The 19767-nt window shown below is 50.2% G+C and carries 17 protein-coding genes; 13 read left to right on the top strand and 4 right to left on the bottom strand.

The features are described from left to right. Positions 1-6 precede the first annotated feature (6 nt). Complete coding sequence (locus GWG06_RS01020; RefSeq protein WP_160710865.1) at positions 7-1485, bottom strand: hypothetical protein; 1479 nt, start codon at positions 1483-1485, stop codon at positions 7-9. Positions 1486-1913: 428 nt separating this feature from the next. Beyond that, complete coding sequence (locus GWG06_RS30660) at positions 1914-2036, bottom strand: hypothetical protein (RefSeq protein ID WP_262888645.1); 123 nt, start codon at positions 2034-2036, stop codon at positions 1914-1916. Between the two features lie 114 nt (positions 2037-2150). Here GWG06_RS30660 and GWG06_RS01015 point away from each other — a divergent pair, with 114 nt between their 5' ends. From GWG06_RS01015 to GWG06_RS00985, 7 genes are all read left to right on the top strand, one after another. Next, entirely contained in the window at positions 2151-3227 is a 1077-nt protein-coding gene (locus GWG06_RS01015) for a hypothetical protein (RefSeq protein WP_160710864.1), read from the top strand. A 5-nt stretch (positions 3228-3232) separates the two neighbouring features. Beyond that, entirely contained in the window at positions 3233-4093 is an 861-nt protein-coding gene (locus tag GWG06_RS01010; protein ID WP_160710863.1) for a PhzF family phenazine biosynthesis protein, read from the top strand. Between the two features lie 147 nt (positions 4094-4240). Beyond that, complete coding sequence (locus GWG06_RS01005; RefSeq protein WP_160710862.1) at positions 4241-4711, top strand: hypothetical protein; 471 nt, start codon at positions 4241-4243, stop codon at positions 4709-4711. A 33-nt stretch (positions 4712-4744) separates the two neighbouring features. Next, positions 4745-5311, top strand: a complete 567-nt coding sequence (locus GWG06_RS01000; protein ID WP_160710861.1) for a papain-like cysteine protease family protein — start codon at positions 4745-4747, stop codon at positions 5309-5311. Between the two features lie 4 nt (positions 5312-5315). Then, a complete protein-coding gene (locus GWG06_RS00995; protein ID WP_160710860.1) occupies positions 5316-5822 on the top strand; it encodes a hypothetical protein in 507 nt (168 codons plus the stop codon). A 10-nt stretch (positions 5823-5832) separates the two neighbouring features. Further along, positions 5833-8193 carry a prefoldin subunit gene (locus GWG06_RS00990; RefSeq protein WP_160710859.1) on the top strand — a complete coding sequence of 787 codons (2361 nt, stop codon included), beginning with the start codon at positions 5833-5835 and terminating at the stop codon, positions 8191-8193. A 160-nt stretch (positions 8194-8353) separates the two neighbouring features. Then, complete coding sequence (locus GWG06_RS00985; RefSeq protein WP_160710858.1) at positions 8354-9013, top strand: hypothetical protein; 660 nt, start codon at positions 8354-8356, stop codon at positions 9011-9013. Positions 9014-9150: 137 nt separating this feature from the next. Here GWG06_RS00985 and GWG06_RS00980 read toward each other — a convergent pair whose 3' ends face one another. Beyond that, on the bottom strand, positions 9151-9513 hold the full coding sequence (locus GWG06_RS00980; RefSeq protein ID WP_160710857.1) for a VOC family protein: 363 nt from the start codon (positions 9511-9513) through the stop codon (positions 9151-9153). Positions 9514-9701: 188 nt separating this feature from the next. Here GWG06_RS00980 and GWG06_RS00975 point away from each other — a divergent pair, with 188 nt between their 5' ends. From GWG06_RS00975 to pafA, 6 genes are all read left to right on the top strand, one after another. Further along, the gene (locus GWG06_RS00975; RefSeq protein ID WP_160710856.1) at positions 9702-10295 is read left to right on the top strand and encodes an RNA polymerase sigma-70 factor; all 594 of its coding nucleotides are present in this window, start codon (positions 9702-9704) and stop codon (positions 10293-10295) included. A gap of 63 nt (positions 10296-10358) precedes the next feature. Then, entirely contained in the window at positions 10359-11336 is a 978-nt protein-coding gene (locus tag GWG06_RS00970) for a FecR family protein (protein WP_160710855.1), read from the top strand. 112 nt (positions 11337-11448) lie between these two features. After that, positions 11449-14688: a SusC/RagA family TonB-linked outer membrane protein gene (locus GWG06_RS00965; protein WP_235938071.1), complete on the top strand. Its 3240-nt coding sequence runs from the start codon at positions 11449-11451 to the stop codon at positions 14686-14688. A 12-nt stretch (positions 14689-14700) separates the two neighbouring features. Continuing rightward, positions 14701-16170, top strand: coding sequence for a SusD/RagB family nutrient-binding outer membrane lipoprotein (locus GWG06_RS00960; protein WP_160710854.1), 1470 nt, complete (start codon positions 14701-14703; stop codon positions 16168-16170). A 12-nt stretch (positions 16171-16182) separates the two neighbouring features. Continuing rightward, the gene (locus GWG06_RS00955) at positions 16183-17487 is read left to right on the top strand and encodes a purple acid phosphatase family protein (protein WP_160710853.1); all 1305 of its coding nucleotides are present in this window, start codon (positions 16183-16185) and stop codon (positions 17485-17487) included. Continuing rightward, positions 17484-19100 (top strand): alkaline phosphatase PafA, encoded by a 1617-nt coding sequence (gene pafA, locus GWG06_RS00950; RefSeq protein WP_160710852.1) that lies wholly within the window; start codon positions 17484-17486, stop codon positions 19098-19100. The genes GWG06_RS00955 and pafA overlap by 4 nt, the downstream gene beginning before the upstream one ends. Positions 19101-19162: 62 nt before the next feature. Here the strand turns inward: pafA and GWG06_RS00945 are convergent, their stop codons facing one another. Next, a complete protein-coding gene (locus GWG06_RS00945; RefSeq protein WP_160710851.1) occupies positions 19163-19705 on the bottom strand; it encodes a prolyl-tRNA synthetase associated domain-containing protein in 543 nt (180 codons plus the stop codon). Positions 19706-19767: the final 62 nt, after the last annotated feature.

Below are 19767 nucleotides of genomic sequence, written 5' to 3'. Positions count from 1 at the left end.
GGGAGTTTATAATTTATGTGCAAGACGGATTTTAATAGGTTGTCCTCTGGGTACCTGGCGGGCAGCGAGTATATCAAACAGCACCTGGATGCTGTTGGTCTGCTTTCCTATTTTGGTTTTCTTCATCACGCCGATTAATGCGCCCGGCTGCCAGTAGCGCAGGTGGCTGATTTCGTCAATCTTCGAAAATTCATGCATATAATTTTCTTCTGCAGCGGCAGTGAGCCAGAAAGATTTTCTCAGCTTCAGATCGAAGAAAGTACGCAGGCTGATTCCCTGGTTACTAAGTTTCAGTTCACTGATATTTTTCCCCAGCCCCAGCTGATAGGCGGCGCCAATACCTGCCACTATATCGTCTGAAAATTTATATCCGGCGGACAGGCCCAGCGCAGAGATGACAGGCAGTACATTTGTAGCCGGCTGATTCTGCAGGTTCCAGCTGTATTCAATACGCTGCCACAGGGTTTTCTTCTTCAGTTTATCCGGCTGATAGCCCTCGGGGAGGTCCAGGTTGCCGGCATCATTACCGTTGGCCAGCATTTTGGATTGTACTTCGCCTATCTGCTGACGGGCATTGCGGAGCTGCTGTGTCAATACCCCGGCAGCGCCTGCGCCACCTGTGCTCACCTGGGTCTGTATACGGGATTGTATCTGTTCCCGCGTAATCAGATCTGCACTTCCCCGGAGTACGCTCTCCGCTGCCGATGATCCGCCGAAAATTTCAGACAGCATGGAATGCTTTTCCATAAAGCTTTTGAAGGCGGGCACCTTATTCATAACAGCCAGCGTTTTCTTCAGCATCTTGTCCGGATCATTCAGCGCCTCCCGGTATTCTCTCAGCTGCGCGGAATAGTAATACAGTTCTTTATTGAGTTTATCATAGGAGTCTTTGAGGCCGCCGGGCAACACTTTGTATTGCGACAGGTACTCTTTGATAAGCGCTTTCCGCTGCTGTATAAACTCCTTTACCTGATCGGCTTCCTGGAGCTTTCCCTGCAATTCGTTCAGCCCTTCCAGTGAGGATTTAATTTTGCCGCCGGCAGCCCCGGGACTGAGTTTTTCTGCGAAGGAAAGGATCCCACGCAGACTGTCCACATACGGCTGATATTCTCCCCGTACCGCGCCGGCAACAGCGGCAGTACGTTTTTTGATACCCGCTATGCCTGCATCATACATCTGTTCCACGCCCTGCGGGTACAGACCTTTGGCCGCATTGCTGTCCAGTTTGAACAGCTGCCGGTATATGTCCATATCGGTTTTGCGGATAGCCTTCAATTGCTTCTCTGATCTGCGTAAGAGCTGGTTTTTGCAGGCAGACCATTTCCTGGATGCCTGTGCAGTAAGGCGGGAAGGCGGAGGAGCCGTCAGGATGCTGTCCCCGGCAGTTGCGGCCAGGGTGGGTAACGACGGGATAAACAGCGCCAGCAGCACACAAAGACTACCACACGTAAACTGCAGACGCGACAGTTTGTATAGAGATTTCATCTATAGATAGATATTAGGGTACTGGATTACAATTTCAAGGGTATTTCAATTCAATGACTACGACGATTACATAAACTGGAAAAACTTTACTGCATGCTGCTCCCGGGATGGTGACGACATCCGGTAAACAGTAAATAGATGATGATGCACAGCATATCAATGCCAGGGATGACCGGTATTGCTACACTTACCGTTAAAGACAAAAAAATACTGCTAACGTTCGGGTTACACAATTTCTATGACACAACTTTCAAAACTGATAGTATTGGTTCAGGATGATGCTAAAGGTTCATTTTGGTTTTAAGGGCTTACATAAATCTTCCATCGTGATAACGGAAATAAAAGTATAAATAAAAAAGATTTCTTTCAGAAAATTTATTTGCTTGATAGGAAACGTGATTACAGGAATGATAGTTAAGCTGTTACAGTTACCGTTGTGCAGGAAATGTTTTATCGAAGAAGCGGATGGCCATCAGGCTGACATTCCGGAGAATCTGTGCCTGTGATACATTATCCTGGTTGCGGATAAAATGTCCAGCCTCCCCAGGCAATACCGTCCGCTTCCACCTTTGATTCCCCTGGCATACATGATGTCATTGGCAGCCAGCTGATTTCTCCCGGATAAACTTACTTAAATTAGCAGCATAAATTGTTGGCATTCCTTTATGAAATTAAACCTGATGCACGATACACCGGTGGACTTACCGGGCAATATCAACAGCGCCTGTATGTCTGCCGCAGATACGCTGACGCTGCTGCTGGATACCGGCGATGTGGTGCAGCATCAGCTGCATACGCCCGGCTGCCGGCCCTTGTTTACCACAGCGACCCACTTCAGTTATAAAGACGGTAGTTTTGATGCCGGCGCGCCTTCCAGCATTTATACCATGGATGGGATTACCGTAGTAGTGAATGATTTTAAAACACACGGCTATCTTTATTATCCCGGGAAGTACCGGATTCATCTCTGGCGGGAAGATTATCATGCAGATATTTCCCGTTACCCTATCGCCTTGTTCCGCGATCAGCAACAGACGCCCTACATCATATATGCAGTGGCCTGGAACCATCTGCAGATCATGAACCTGGATACCAGGCAGGTGATGACCGCCGCCAAATCGCTGATAGAGGAAGGAGCAGAAGAAAGACACCTGGCATTTTATGCCAACTACGAAGAAAGCAATATGCTGCCCTGGCCGCGGGCATATGATTATTTTTTCGGACAGCTGCAGCTGTCGCCGGACAATAGCCGGTTTCTCAGCGCGGGCTGGGCCTGGGGTTCCTGCGATCAGTGCCGGGTTTATGATGTGGCACATTTTATCAGTCATCCCCGCATAGCAGACCGGAGCCTGGGCGCCTGGGAGCATAACAACCGTAACTACTGCTGGACAGATAATCATACCATTGCCGTCACTTATGATCCGTATGCAGATGAAGAAGAAGGCGCTTTAAAAGATGCGCCAGGAGAAATACATTTTTATGACCTGCGGCAGGAAGCAGACGGACCCGTGCGGAAGATATCCGTACCCGGTCCGCCGGTTATCGGTGCAGCCATGTATTACAGCCCCATGCTGCAGGCATTGGTACTGCACAGCGAGCGTACAGGCGTAGTAGTGATTACTCCCGGCGGAGAAGTATTGTACAGGGATGAAACGCTGAAAGTACATGGTTACCATACCGGCAGTGATATGCTATGGCATACTGCCGGCAATACAATTAAAATCTGGCAGCTCACCATCTGATTCATATGAAAGTATATATCGTCAACGCATTTACCAGGGATAACGCCGGCGGTAGTCCGACCGGCGTAGTGGCGGATGCATCGGGCCTCAGCGGGGCGGAGATGCAGGCCATTGCACGGCAGACCGGTGTTTCCCATACCGCCTTTGTAACGGCAGATTCGTCGCCTGAAGCCACCGTCAGCATACGTTTCTTTACGCCCGGCGAAGAAATACTCAACTGCGGGCATGGCACCATTGCGGCGCATTATGTCAGGGCCGTGCAGCTACAGCTGCAGGGTGACCATATCATTTATCAGCAGGCAAAAGCTGGTCTGCAGCAGGTCATCATCAGGCAGCAGGGAACACAGCTGTTCATCTACCTGCGGCAAAATCAGATTCAGTTCACGGATGTACCGCCTGTGGTAAAAGACCGGCTGCTGGCAGTTACAGGGCTTCTCGAAACAGATCTGGCAGCAGGTTTCCCGGTGGTGATGGCATCGCCGGGGGCTAACCGGTTTCTGGCCGGGTTGCATTCACGGGAACGGTTATACGACATAAATCCTGACTTCAGCCAGCTGCGGCAGCTGTGCGATGAAAACCAGGCCCTCGGCTGTTTTGTGTGGCATCTTTCCGGCAACGATGCCAGCGCCAGGATGTTTGCGCCATCCATCGGGGTAAATGAAGACATCATCAATGGTAACAGCAGCGGCTGCCTGGGCGCTTACCTGCTGCAACGGCAGGGCCTTGAGCAGCTGGACCTCGCGGTGTATCAGGGAGAGCCGCAGCACTGCCCTGGCGTGGTAAATGTACAGGTAAGGAAAAACGGTGCAGCTTACAATACGCTGATTGGTGGTACTGCCGCCATTACGGGAGAAATACTACTATAGCAGTATCCCGTGTTAACTGTTCCCGGTCAGCAGCGGCAGCGGGCGAATACCTTTCTCCGCCTCCTTGTTCCTGACCCGTATTTCATTTGTCACAGACAGAAATATTGCTTAACTTAATACTGTTATCGCCCCCCAAAAATGCCCTCTATGAAGTACCATGTAATCAGCATACTATCGATGCTTATTCCTTCCCTGCTGAAGTCACAGGAAGTCTCCCATACAGCAGGCACTATCAGCAATGAGCGCATTACAGGTAAAGTGAACAAGGAGCAGGCCGGCCTGTCCATCAGCATAAAAGGTACTGCTACAGGTACGGTAACCAGTGCGCAGGAGCGGTTCCGGCTGGTGATTCCGATCCTCTCTTCCCTGACGCCTGTGCTCACAACTTTCATCGCAGGCAGGCAAAATACGATCGTCTTGCCGCAGATTGATAAATTCTATTTTTATCTTTCCTTTTTTTTCTCCCTGTTTTATTTGCTTATTTTATTGATTATTGTACTATATACGCCCTTTGCTGATGCAGCAATCACCCTGTTTGGTAATTCAGTTACTTACCTGGCTATCTTCCAGGGCCTGGTAACATCCACGCTGGGATTGTTTTTCGCCAAAGGCAGCTGATAAAAATTGTCCTGGGAAATATTATTTTAACTCATGCCGGTATCAGCCCTATTTACATCCAACTCAGTTGAACTGAATATTCCGGTGGTGGCCATGCGCGCACAACGGGAATTTAAAATCGAGCAGCAGCAGATGTCATTCTGGTGCTGGTCCGCAGCCTCCTGCGCCGTATACGCCTGGTACCACAGCGACCAGGCATGGACCCAGAAAAAACTGGCCGCCGCCGTGCTGAATATGCCTGTCTGCAATACCAATGCGCCACTGCCGCTACTGCTGCCCTGCAACCAGAAAGCAGATATGGCAGATTCCCTGCGACAGATAAACTGCCTGGCAGGAGATCCTGGCGAAGTACTCAGTAAGGAACAGCTCATACAGGAGCTGGACCGGCAGCAGCCGGTCTGCTGCCAGATATGGCTGGAAGATATTGGCGGGCATATTGTAGTCATTCACAGCTATCAGCTGCAGGACAACGGGGAATTATTCCTGCTGATTGCCGATCCGGCAGATGGCTGCGACCGGAGAATGGAATACTCCCAGTTTAAAACCAACTACCGCAGAGCCGGCGGCAGATGGATCAGAACCTATTTAACCAGAAGCTGATATTATGGCCCTAGTTATACAATCCTATTCTCCCCAGTTGTGGAAGAAGGTCAAAGAGAAGTTAAAGAAGATGCAGCCACTGCTGGCATTCGGGATAACGGACGAAATACAGTCCTTTACCTTTCTGCATGATGTACATATTGTACATCCTGGAGAACTGAAAAGAGATAACCTGGAACTGCCGGAAGGACTGCGTTGCGTATTACTTTCCCAGGGTAACGCCATTGCCTTTGCCGATTTTTACTATACCCCGAAACGAAGACTGAAATTCTCCCATACTACCACAGGCCCCCAGATAGCAGCATTTACAGCAGCTATTACACTCCTGGAAGAGGAATACGCCGCTGTTACAGGCAACTGGACGGCAACTGTTATCAAAGTCCCGATCAGGGGCAGCTGGTTCCTGCTGCTGCAATGCCGGCAGCAAAACCGCTATTACAGATATGAAAACAACCAGCTGGAACGATTGTCCAAAAAAGAACTGAAAGCAAATTTAAAAAACGACTTATAAAGTACTACCCATGAAAACAAGTATCGTAGTGTTGCTATGCCTGCTCCTATTTCTGCCTGTTTGCATCATGGCGCAGAAAAAACAATCTGCTATCTATGATGCCATCCAGTTTTATAATGCGCGGCACCAGCAGCTGGAAATGCCCGTTCCCGTTTCAGCAAATGTCATTTTAAATATTAATCCGCTGACCGGTAAAGAAGTGACGACAGAAGAAAGAGACGCCTTATTGAAACAAAAAGATTCTTCTTCCGTCAGCATCATCAGAGCTATTCTCATCAGAAATGCGGGCCTCCCTCCCAATGCCACCAACACTGACATCTTACTTGCCTATAAGGATAACCCTTTCCTGGAACACGAACTATGTCAGATTGGAGAGAATAACTGTGATAAAAACATCCATGACGATTTTGCAGGCGCCTACCCCGTCCCGAATGAGCTGTCCACCAAATCCGGCGCATGGGGCGCTAACCTCACGGCCAATATTGCCAACGGTGTGGCCGATTTCCTGATCCAGCGCGCACAGGAAGAAATCAATGTTGCGGTATTCCAGCGGATAAAAAAGATACTCGACAAATACCCGGAGTTCAATATTCTGTTCCCTGAAACCTATAAACTCATTGGCCCTATTGAAGCCTATAACTATGCCGCCACACTGAAAGCCCTTAAAGACGCCGTGCATAACGATGTAAAAGGACTGATGGGACATGTGGCGTCATTGTACGCCTTACCGAAATATAAAGTACTGAACAATGAAGTACCGGAACTGACACCCATATTTGCCCTGACGCAGCTGGTAGCGGAGCTGAACAACGATGCAGGCCCCTCCCAGGTTATCAGCAGGATCAGCAGCGCCGCATACGTACAGGAGCCGCATAACAACTATGCTGCCTTCATGCAGTTAGCCGGTAAATTGTCTGACGGCTTCCTCAAACAACGGCTGGGACAACCGGATGATAAGAATTACAAATACTTCACCCCGGATGACCTGGCGTATTATTCCAAAAATAAGCCTACCGTGATGGCGGGCATCTCCAAAATATTCATGGGACTGATATACCAGCAACTGGGAGAACTTAGTTTTTACGGCAACGGCCAGGCGTACCAGGTGAAAGATGTCCTGACTCCGTATGCGAATCAGACCTCATTAGTGGTCAATAACCTGTTAACAGCTGTTACCGCCCTGGATGCGGCCAATGCTGCACTGGAGAAGATCAGAACAGATGAAAACCAGTACCGCTTCATGAACCCCAACAAGGACCTGGACCGCATCAAACAATATGGCATTGTACTGCAACAGTGGCTGGAGCTGGCATCACCATTCATATCCCTGCCGCCGGACAACGCATCAGCAGCCTGCCAGCAGTTTGTCGCCATCATGAAAGAAATCAGGGTCTTTTACCTGCCTACCGCCACCAGCACGTTAAACATTATTTCGCAGATAGAACAGAAACAATATAACCTGGCGGTATATCAGCTGGCCGAACTGTTCAAACTTGTAAACAACTACCTGGAGGCTAAAATGGAATTAGCGGGATACAGGGAAAACCTGCAAAAGGAACTGGACAGTACCGGCAAAGCGGTAGCTACCCTTGCAGAAAATGTCATCGTACAGAAACAGAAAGAGATTAATATCCTGAAAAAAACGCTGGAGTCTAAGGACGCTAACGGCGTCAGACAGCACGTGCAAAGCAGGATCATTTTGCTGGAAGCACAGCTGAAAGAGCTGTCTGCACAAAAAGAGAAAATCACGGCACAGCTGCCGAAAGCCAAAAATATTCTCTATCAGTTACCCGTACTCATAGAATACACCAACCTCCTGGTTTCTCTGGGAGAGGCTGAAAACGCAGAACAGGTAAAACAGCTGCTGAATGCTACTGCCCTGCCTTCCGGCAGCTCCCGTATCAAAAAGAAAACAATATACAATCTTGCTGTGAATGGTTATGTAGGCTGGTTCATGCGCAGTGAAGACAATACAGGCGGCGACGGTTTCACCAATACCTATGGTATTACCGCTCCGGTAGGGCTCTCCCTCAGCACCGGTTTTGGTAAAGCCGGCAGCGCCAGTCTTTTTACCGGCATCATCGACGTGGGCGCCGTGGTACGCTACAAGCTGGATGAACAGGGGAAATACCAGCAGAACGTCAGCATCGGTAATATCCTGTCTCCTTCTGTACAACTGGTATACGGATTTCCGTGGTACCTGCCCTTTTCCCTCGGACTGGGCTGCCAGTGGAGTACGCCGGCGGAAGTAGCCATGAATAAAATTGAACTGAAGCCCCATTTCAACCTGTTCATTGCCGTAGACATTCCGCTTTATAACCTTGCTTCCAGAAAGAAACTGCAATACGCGGGGTATCAAAAAAACAGATAAATATTATTTACGGATTTTGGAATTTTGAGATTTTGAGATTTGAAATGCAGCAAATACATTCGCAAAAATCTCCGCTGCATTTTAAATCTCAAAATCCCAAAATCCGTAAATCCCAAAATGATATTTATCTTCGCAGGCGTATAATTTTAATCCGCTTACCATGAATACCTATACCCGCCTGTTACTGACGGCTGTCTTATCTGCCACATTGTTTTCCTGTTCAAAGGAAATGAGTGTTGAACCTTACCGGGATAATACCGGTACTACGCCCACACCCGGCGGTAACAATGACCATAAAATTTATGGTGTATATGACTTTGTAGCGATGAGTGCCGCTACGAAATCAACCAGCTCCTACAGAGAGTCCGGCGACCTTTATACCAACATTACCACCAGTAAGTATACCTCATTCAACAATACGGGGCTGCTGACCATTGTACCGGGTAAATGTACCTTGTCTGATCTCTCTTATGCGATAGATACGAAAGTGGAGAATTACAGCTATATCAACGGAGTAGCAGACGGCGATATGCTGGAAATGCCCTGGCAATTTAACATGCCTAAAATGAAGAGTGAATCGCCCTTCCGGCTGGTGGGTACTGATTCCATCTACTTTGAAAAGGGCCTCCTGACACCTGCCGACAACAATACCACCGGCAGTGTTGCTTCGGAACCTTCCGGTACCCGGTATAGTTTCTCCGGCGATACGCTTGTCATGAAAGGCCAGGGAACAAAAATAACCACCAACAACATGCAGGGGATGACGGTCACCATGAAATCGGAAGTCACTTTCATCGTTAAATACCGCAGGAAGAAATAACAGGATGAAGATTTACGGATTTTGGAATTTTTTGATTTTGAGATTTTAAATGCAGCGGAGATTTTTGCGAAAATATTTGCTGCATTTAAAATCTCAAAATCAAAAAATTCCAAAATCCCCAAATCTTCATCCTATCCTTACAGTGACCACACCGCTAATTCATATCCGTCAGGGTCTGTAAAGTGAAAACGCCTGCCGCCGGGGAATTCGAAGATATCTTTCACAATAACTCCTCCTGCCGTCACCACCTTCTGCTGTGTTGCTTTAATATCATCCGAGTAAAGGATTACCAGCACCGTACCTTTCACGGGTTTTCCGGTAGTGAAGCCGCCATCTACATAATCGCCTTCAAACGCCGTATAGTCTGGACCGTAATCTGTAAACTTCCATCCAAAACTCTTCGTGTAAAATGCTTTGGCGCGGGCAAGATCTTTAGACAGGAATTCGAGATACTGTACCTGCTCATGTTTCAACTTGCTGTCGGAGTGTTTATCTGCCATAGGTCTGATATTTTTTACAAAGGTAGAACATAGGAAGAGTTTCACATTTGGAAAAAAACGACAAACTGTGGTATTCTTCCGGGAGATGAGGATGTCATGCGGTTCACTTCCACCATCGGTTCAGCAGGATTTAATACTGTCTTAACATTCCGCTTTTATATTTGCCTCCATCAAAACAGAGTTGCCTGATGGAAGCCTCCACGCTGATTCCGACATTACTGCATGACTGGCTGGCCGGTGATGACACGCATTTCAAACCGCTTTTCGAATATTATTTTCCCCGGCTCAAACGCTATACAGCGGCGTTTACCGGGGATCCTGCCATCAGTGAAGAGCTTGCCATGAATGTGTTGCTGAAAGTCTGGCAGCAGAAATCGAGGGTAGCGGACGTGCAGGATTTCAACAGCTACCTCTTTACGATGATGAGACATGAAACCGTGAGCATGCTGCGCCGCAGAAAAACCACCGATACCCTCCGGACGGCCGATGATAATACACCGGCAACTGAAAATATCAGCGACACCATCAGCTACCGGGAGCTGATGGTACGTTACCATCACTGCCTGGACAAGCTGCCGCCGCGCCGGCGGGAAGCGTTTATCCTTAACCGTGAGCGCGGTATGAGTTACGCAGAAATTGCCGCGTTGCTGAATGTCTCCGTTTTTACGGTGCAGAATCATATTGCGTCTTCCCTGAAATATCTCCGTAGCGAGCTGCAGGACTATGCCGACTTCCTCGCGCTGGTTGTCCTGGTTTCCATTCCAATGTTAACTGTATATTAATTCAACCCTTCCGGATAGTTTGACCATAGCAGTACCTGCGTCCTTTTGGATGAACAGATAACTATGGCAGCTTTTCAACCTGACAGCAATTTACTGACGGCCTATTTTGAAGGCAACATAACAGATGCCGCCCTGAAAGCGGCGATAGAAGCCTATATCGCAGACGATGCAGATCCCGCGCTGGTAGAGGCGTGCATGGCAAAAGCCTGGAACAACACTCCCCCGCAACTGTATGAAAATGCGGCTGCGCAGGACTGGCGCCGGTTCCGTATGATGGCCGGCATCCGTAGCAACAGGCGGAAACTGCTGCGTCCATTCATCGCGGCGGCGGCCTCCCTCCTGCTGCTGATCAGCTATACCGCCTGGATGCATTTCAAACCGGCGCATGATGCAGACATCGTCACCTGGCAGGTAGTTACCGCCTCCCCCGGACACCCGCACTCCCTGCAGCTTCCCGATGGTTCTGATATTACATTGTTTCCCGGCGCCTCTATCCGGTACAACAGGGCATTCAATACCGCCGTCAGGGAGGTAAGGCTCTCCGGCCGCGCCTTCTTCAACGTAACATCGGCGGCTGAACGACCTTTCCTGGTTACCACGGGCCAATACACCACACAGGTACTGGGTACCTCTTTTGAAGTGAATGACCAACCGCAGGAGGCCGCCTTATCTATTACGCTTGTTTCCGGAAAGGTAAGGCTGCTGGCCCCGGATGGCCGTACTATGGCCGATCTGCAGCCCCGTCAGCAGGCAGTCATCCATACCAGGTCCGCGAAATATCAGATCGCTGCTGTCAATCCGGAAACTGTTACAGCATGGACTACCGGTCATCTCTCCTATGACCAGGCTACGTTAAAAGAAGTATGCACCGACCTGGAAGACTGGTACAAGGCAGGTTTCAGGGTAGAGCGGAAAGAACTGCTGCAGAAACGTATCACAGCTGAATTCCGGCACATCCCGCTGGCAGAGGTGATGGACATCCTGTCCCGCACGGCCGGCTTTAAATACCGGAAAGACAAAGACACCATCGTCATTTATTAAATACAAAACGCCCCGTTGCAGCGGGGCGCTTTAACAGCAGCTGACTGGTTTATCAGCCAAGTAACTGTATGTGCAGGCGTGAACCACCTGCAGCTAAATCAATTGTAAAGTAATGAAAACATTTCTAATGCATCGGATGCTGATGCTTATTTTTCTGCTGACCGTCTACGGCCGGTTGTCTGCCCAACAGCAACGTATGCTGACTTTCACCGGCAATACCGTTACCGTAAGGGAGTTGATCCGGCTGATGAAAGAACAGCAGCAACTGCAGGTAACATTCGATGAGGAAGTGAATGCCCGGTTATCCCGTACCGTTCATGTCAGGAAACATACCGCGCCGCTGAACGAAGCGCTCTCCTGGCTGGCAGCAGACGTATCTGTTCAATGCCGCATCATCAACAACTATGCAATTCTCAGTGTATCAGCACCGGCAGCAAAACCGGCTCCTGCCCCGGCAGCAGACATACCGCCGCCTTCTACCAAAGCCCTGGGAGAAGTGGTGGTTACCGCGCTGGGCATCAAAAAATCTGGTCGTAACCTCGGATATGCTATATCACAGTTATCTTCCAAAGATGTAAACGATGTACCACAACCCAACGTCATGAACAGCCTGGCAGCGCGCGTGCCCGGCGTAAATATCCGCAGCACCGGTTCAGATCCCGGATCCAGTGTAATGGTGACTATACGCGGACAGTCTTCCATCAGTAAAGATAACCAGCCGTTATATGTGATCGACGGCGTACCGGTGGCTCCGGCATTACAGAATCCGGCCCAGGCGGTGGATGGCAAGCAGACGATTGACTATGGCAGCCCTATCAGCGATATCAGCGCAGATGATATTGCCAGCATCACCGTGCTGAAAGGCGCAAGCGCTGCAGCTTTATATGGTAGCCGCGCCGGCTCCGGCGTCATCCTGATTACCACCAAATCGGGCGCTGCAAAAAAAGGACTGGGCATCAGCTTTAATACTACAGCCATGTTTGACAAGGCATGGATGTTCCCGCATTTTCAGCATGAATTCGGAAGTGGCGACTGGGAAGGAACTACCAATACCCTCAGCACTTCGGCATGGGGTCCTAAACTGAATACCGGCCGTAAGCTGGTACAGTGGAACAGTCCTCTCGATGAAAACGGCAAGCCCATACCGGTTGAATGGCAGTCCCACCCCAACCGGGTAAAGGATTTTTTCCGTACCGGCCGCACCCTCACCAATAACATCGCTGTATCTAAAAGCGGAGATGCCGGCAACTTCCGTATTTCCTATGCCAATATGCAGAACCAGGGTATCGTTCCCAATACGGATATGAAGCGCAATAACCTTACCTTCTCCGGCACCTATCATCTCAATAAATCCATACACGTCAGCAGTAACCTGGCCTATACCAACAGCGCCAGCAACAACCGCCCTTCCGCCTATACGGAGAGCGTGACCATGCAGGTGTATAAACTTGCGCCCAACGTGGATATTAATGCACTGCGCAACTACTGGATACCCGGTAAGGAAGGATTGCAGCAATATAACCCCTACAGCACCGACGATAATCCCTACCTGATCGCCTACGAAGAAACCAACAGCTACAACCGGAACCGTATTACCGGCAACGTGCAGGTACAGCTGGATATCAGGAAAGACCTGACGCTGATGCTGCGTACCGGTCTGGATTATTATTCCGTTTCTGAAGAACAGAAAAGGCCCTTCAGTGCAAAAAGAAATCCCAAAGGCGCCTACGTACTGGAAAACGATCAGTTCAGGGAACAGAACAGCGATTTCCTCCTGACCTATAAACCAGAGGTGAACAATGATTTCAAGGTATCGGTGGCAGTCGGCGGCAACCGCATGGACCAGCAGCTACAGTCTATTCAGCAATCTGCCGGCAGCCTTACGCTCCCCGATGTTTTTAATCTCTCCAATGCAAGCGCCGGCTCAGTTATCAATACGCAGACGGGCACACGTAAACGCATCAACAGTCTTTACGGCATGAGTGAAATCAGCTTCCGGGATTATTTATTCCTGCAACTGACAGCACGTAATGACTGGAGCAGCACCCTGCCTAAAGCAAACAACTCCTATTTCTACCCTTCCGTATCCGTAAGCGCTATTGTATCTGATATGCTGCATATACAATGGCCGCAGCTTTCTTATCTGAAAGTAAGAGCCAACTGGTCGCAGGTAGGCTCAGATACAGACCCTTACCAGCTGTATAATACCGTACCGTTTGATACAGACTGGGGAAGCGTGAAAAGAGCTACTATCAGCTTTAACCAGAAGAACAGCCTACTGAAACCGGAGATCTCCACGTCTTACGAAGGCGGTATCGAGGCAAGTTTTTTCAAAGATCGTGCAGGCTTCAACGTTACCTGGTATAAAACCAATAACCGCAACCAGATCATACAGGTGCCTACCACTATCGCTTCCGGCGCCAGCAGTATGCTCATCAATGCCGGCAATATCCAGAACAGCGGCTGGGAGATAGGCCTTAATCTGGTACCGGTGAAAGGGAAGTTCACCTGGAAATCTGACATCAACTTCACCCATAACCAGAACAAGGTTATTTCCCTCACTCCTGCTGTAACCAGTTACATGCTGGGCAGTACAGACGGCAGTAACCTGGTTTACCTGATCAGGGAAGGCACCCGGATGGGCGATTTCTACAGCAGAAGCTGGGTAAAAGTAAAAGACGGCCCCTATGCCGGTCAGGCGCTGCTGAACAGCAACGGGCTGCAGCAGCAGGATGGCGAATTTGTGAAAATAGGTAACTACAATCCTGACTTCACCGTAGGATTCAGCAACAGCCTGCACTACCGCAACCTGACCTGCAACTTTCTGATCGACTGGCGTCAGGGCGGCTCCTATTATTCATATGTTGCCAAAAGCCTGATCCAGGACGGACGTACCACCAACACGCTGAGAGGAAGAGACGCCGCAAACGGCGGTCTTACCTGGAAAGATGCCAACGGCGCCGTGCGCAACGATGGGATGATTATGGAAGGCGTGATCGCCAAAGGCGACGGCACCTACAAACCGAATGACATCATCATTGCAGCAGCGGACTACTACGACAACAAATACTGGAAGTACTACGAAAACGAAACCTACAGCGCCACCTATGTGAAGCTGAAAGAAGTGGCCATCACCTATGCCTTCGGTGGTAAGGTGATGCAGCATATTCCTTTCCTCTCCCAGCTGTCGCTCTCGCTGATCGGCAACAACCTGTATACCTGGACGGCAGCCGGAAACGGTTATGATCCTGAAATTACGATGAGCCTTTCCAACCAGCGCTACCAGGGCGTAGGCCACTGGACGCTGCCCGGTACAAGATCATACGGCGCTAAACTCAGTTGCAATTTTTAATCCATACACATCATGAAAGCATCTATCATCATAGCAGGTCTGGCGGCAGCATTTACGTTTTCCGGCTGTACAAAAGACTTTGAAAGCATCAATACCAACCCGAACAGTCCGGCTGTTACGCGCCCGGAATACCACCTCACACAAGCTATCACCCAGACCGCCTATGCCTATGCAGAAAATGGTTTCGCCCGGAGGCCCGCTGCACTGGGCCGGTACATCACGCTTATCCGGAACAATGATTATGAATTGTTCCGGTGGACAGCAGTAGACTGGTCTGATATTTACCAGCGTGCCATGATTGTTAAGACCATGCAGCAGGAAGCTGCCGTAACCGGGCAGCCGGCATATACTGCTGCCGGTAAGGTGCTGATGGCGTTTAACATGGCTTATCTCACAGATCTCTACGGGGATGCTCCGTGGTCAAAAGCCCTGCAGTCCGTAGAAAACGGTAATATCAAGCCAGTATACGACAGTCAGGAAGATATTTACCGCAGCCTGCTGTCCCTGCTGAAAGAAGCCAATACCGAACTGAAAAACAATGGCGCCGGTATAGATGCCAAAGCAGATGCCATGTTCGCCGGCAGCGCGCTCAAATGGCGCAAGCTGGCCAATTCCCTGCGTTTACGCATGTTGCTGCGCTGCGCAAAAAATTATCCCGCCGCGTGGACAGAAATGCAGGAAATACTAAGCAACAGCACGGAATATCCTATCATGGGCAGCAATGCAGACAATGCAGAAGTACCTTACCAGGGTGTTAAGAAAGATGACAGCTGGGCCGGCGGACCATTGAACATGATCGACAACGATTTCCAGAAAACCAAAGCCAGCAAGGAACTGGTAGATGTCCTGATTAACCGCAACGACCCGCGCCTGGAATTATGGATCGCCCCTGTAAGCAGCCGGGAAGGCGCCACCATTGATAAAAACCTGTTTGTAGGTATCCCGCACGCCTATACGAATCCGGGCGACTACAACGGAGGAGAATCACATCAGTCCACCCTCTCCTCCTATTTCAGACAGAACAAACCTGCCACCTTCAAAGCAAGCCTGATGCTCTGGTCAGAAGTATGCTTCATCGCAGCAGAAGCGATACAGCGCGGAAAGGTAACGTTGAGCGGACAAACAGCAGAAAACATGTATCTCAGTGGTATCAGCTCCTCTATGGAATATTACGGGCTGACAGCCGAAGCTGCCAAACGCAGCTATTATGAGCAGCCGGCAGTGAAATACAATGGCACCCTTGAACAGCTGATAACGCAGAAGTGGATTGCGATGACCTTTCGCGGCGCGGAGGGTTGGTTTGATTTCCGCCGTACCGGTTATCCTGCCTTCGTAGCCGGTCCTATGGCTTTTCAGAAAACCTTCCCCGTAAGGTATGCCTGGCCTACCACCGAGCAAGATGTGAATATTGACAATTACAATGCCGCCATCAAAGCGTTTGGTGCGGATGATATCAATACAAAAATGTGGTACCTGAGATAATGATAAAGTAGTATGGAGAAGAAAACAATAGCAAGAAGAAATTTTCTGGGCGGGCTGCTGAAAGCCGGAGCGCTGCTGCCGCTTACCGGTACCGCCGCACTGGCAGCTGCTGCGCCGCGCCCGGAGCATGACTATACCGCATCCGCTATTCCGGATCGCGTGATACTGAATATTACCAAAGACCCGTCTACCATGGCGGCCATCACCTGGCGCAGCAATACTACCGCTCCCGCATACGTAGAATATGCCATCGCTGACGCACACCCGGAGTTTACCGCCAAAGCGGTCAGGGTAGCCGCAAAGACAGACGCATTGCAACATAATACGCTGCAGGTGCAGTATCATAGCATAACGCTCACCGGACTGCAGCCAGACACACTTTACGCTTACCGTGCCGGCAGTGAAAACGGCTGGAGCGAATGGTTCCAGTTCCGCACAGCTGCCGCCAGCGGCAAACTGTCCTTCATCTACCTGGGGGATGCGCAGACAGGCATCCGACCGTTCTGGAGCCGGGTGATCCGGAAAGCCTATTCCCGGCTGCCGGAAGCACAGCTCATCATCCATGCGGGCGACCTGGTTAACCGCGCCAACAACGACGACGAATGGGGCCAATGGTTTGAAGCAGGCGGATATATTCACAGCAGCGTGCCTTCCCTGGTGACGCCGGGAAATCATGAATATACCCATGATGACGGACTGCCCCATCTGTCTGTTTTCTGGAAGAAACAATTCACCCTCCCGGAAGGTAACACCGGCCACGATGCACTGGAAGGCACCGTCTTCTATACCGATATACAGGGAGTGCGTTTTATCAGTCTGAATACAATGATGATGGAAGAGGCCACCTCCACGGCATTGCTGACTGCACAGCAACAGTGGCTGGAAGATGCACTCTCCAAAAATCCGCATCCGTGGACCGTAGTCACCATGCATCATCCGGTATTCTCCACCAAAAAGGGAAGGTATAATGAAAAAGTACGCACCTGGTGCAAACCCCTCTTTGACAAATACAAGGTGGATATAGTACTGCAGGGCCACGATCATGCCTATGGACGCGGCATGCAGCGGATAGCGCCCTACGGCACCATGTATGTGGTATCTGTCAGCGGCTCCAAAATGTATGAGCACGAACAGATGGAATGGGCTGATATAGTGGCTGGTCATCAGCAGTTATATCACCTGGTTACCATCGACCGGAAACAGCTGGTATTTTCGTCGTACCTGGCCACAGGTGAACTGTTCGACACCTTCACCCTGGAGAAGCATCCCGGCAGACGCAACCGGATTACAGACAGCAAACATCATCCGCACCTATGAGTATCCGTAAATATCTGTTGCTGGCAGTCATGGCTGCCGGCAACACTCTTTGCGCACAACCGCTGAACAGGCCTAAGCTGGTCATAGGCATTATGGTAGATCAGATGCGGTGGGATTACCTGTACCGCTACTATGACCGCTACAGTAACACCGGCTTCAAACGCTTGCTGCGGGAGGGTTTCAGCTGCGAGCAGACGATGATCGATTACGTGCCCTCCGTTACCGCCTCCGGGCATGCCGCCGTATATACCGGCACAGGACCGGCAGTGAATGGTATTACCGGCAACGACTGGTATGACCGTAGCAGCGGCAAATCCGTATACTGCGTGTATGACAGTACCGTCAATACTATCGGAGCCGGCAGCCCGGCCATAGGCGGCATGTCGCCGCGTAACCTGCTCAGCTCCACCGTTGGCGACGAGCTGCGGTCAGGCACCGGATTTAAAAGCCGGGTGGTAGGTATAGCACTGAAAGACAGGGCTGCCATACTACCCGCCGGACAAGGCGCCAATGCCGCTTTCTGGTTCGACGATGCCACCGGCAATTTTATCAGCAGCAGCTGGTATATGGATAGCTTACCGGCGTGGGCCGCTGCTTTCAACCGGGAACAGCGCGCCGCCAGGTATATCAGAGAGCCGTGGCAGACATTATATCCGCCGGAGACCTATACCGCCAGTACTGCAGATGATAATCATTATGAAGTACCATTGCCGGGAGAAGAAAAGCCTGTCTTCACACACCGCTTTACCGGCGGCCAGGGATATGATCTGCTGAAATATTCTCCGGCGGGAAACACCCTTACCTTTGATTTTGCCAAGGCCGCCATTCAGGGTTACCAGCTGGGAAAAAACACCACGGATCTGCTGGCAGTCAGCTTTTCCACACCGGATATTGCGGGTCACAGCTTTGGCCCTGACGCCATCGAAATGGAAGACATGTACCTTCGCTTTGACCGCGAGCTGGGGAGCTTTCTGCAATGGCTGGATCAGCAATACGGAAAGAACAATTACCTCGTGATGCTCACCGCTGATCATGGCGCCATCAATTCGCCGGGCTTTCTACAGGCGCACCGGCTGCCGGGCATGCCGGAAAAGCTGGGCAGAGGCGCCGCGCTGAATGAACGTATCAGCAGACAGCTGGGCATTCCCCGTGCCATCTTATCCGATGCGGGGTCGCAGCTGTACCTGGATACCGCCGCCATTCGTAAAGCAGCAGTACCGCTGCCTGTTCTGCAACAGTTCATTCAGGCAGAACTGAAAGCATTTCCCGGAATAGCGGATGCTGTACCGGTAACGGATATACGTAACGGCTACCTGCCCGCTCCCTTTAACAGTATGTATATAAACGGTTGGCATCCCAGGCGTAGCGGGGATATTATGGTGATACCCGGGCCGGGCGTTAAAAACGGCAGTATCATGGGTACCACGCATGGCACCATGTATGCGTATGATACCCACATCCCCCTGATCTGGTTTGGCTGGAAAATAGCGCCGGGCAAGAGTTACCGGCAGATAAGCATTACGGATATTGCGCCTACGCTGAGCGCTCTGCTGCATATCCAGATGCCGGGCGGCACTACCGGACATGTTATCACTGAAATCATGAACAGGTAATTGTCCTCATGTTCCCTATACAACAAGAAGCATTCTCTCCGGAGAATGCTTCTTTATTTACATCAGTTATACTGAATGATCTCCGGCTTATGCCCGGCATAGGTCAGGAAATCATTTACAATCCAGGCAGTGCGGACCTTCATGTACCCTGTGGTGGTACCATCGCTGCAGCCATACCACTCTTCCGCCAGCACATCCTGATCAATGATCACCTGTATCTCATTGGCTTTATCCAGCATTACACCGAAGATGGTAGTACCTCCTACCGGAACACCCAGCATTTTGTCCAGCAGCTCTACCGGGGCAAATGACAGGCGGGAAATGCCCATCACATTGCTGAAATCTCTGGTTACAAAAGGTTTGCCGGCCATCGTCACAAACAGGTAAAAGCGGGTCTGCTGGCGGTTACAGAGAAACAGCGTTTTCACGGTCTTTACTTCCAGCCGCTCATTAATCAGTATACAATCTTCCATGGTAACCGCATCATCAGTATCCACCCGTGCAATAGGTACTTCCAGCTTTTGCAATGTCTGGTATACCATTTCCTGCAGAGCTGTTTTATATACCGCCGGAGCAGTGTCCTTCACTTCACTTACATAAAACATGATAAATTTAATTTCTTTATTTATGACAACACACAATATAAGTCCATAAAAGTATAATCTCA

The sequence above is a fragment of the Chitinophaga solisilvae genome, assembly GCF_009928525.1.
In the GTDB taxonomy this organism is placed as follows: Bacteria; Bacteroidota; Bacteroidia; order Chitinophagales; family Chitinophagaceae; genus Chitinophaga; species Chitinophaga solisilvae.
The sequence above is the reverse complement of the archived record's forward strand: the minus strand, read 5'-3'. Positions and strand labels throughout refer to the sequence as shown.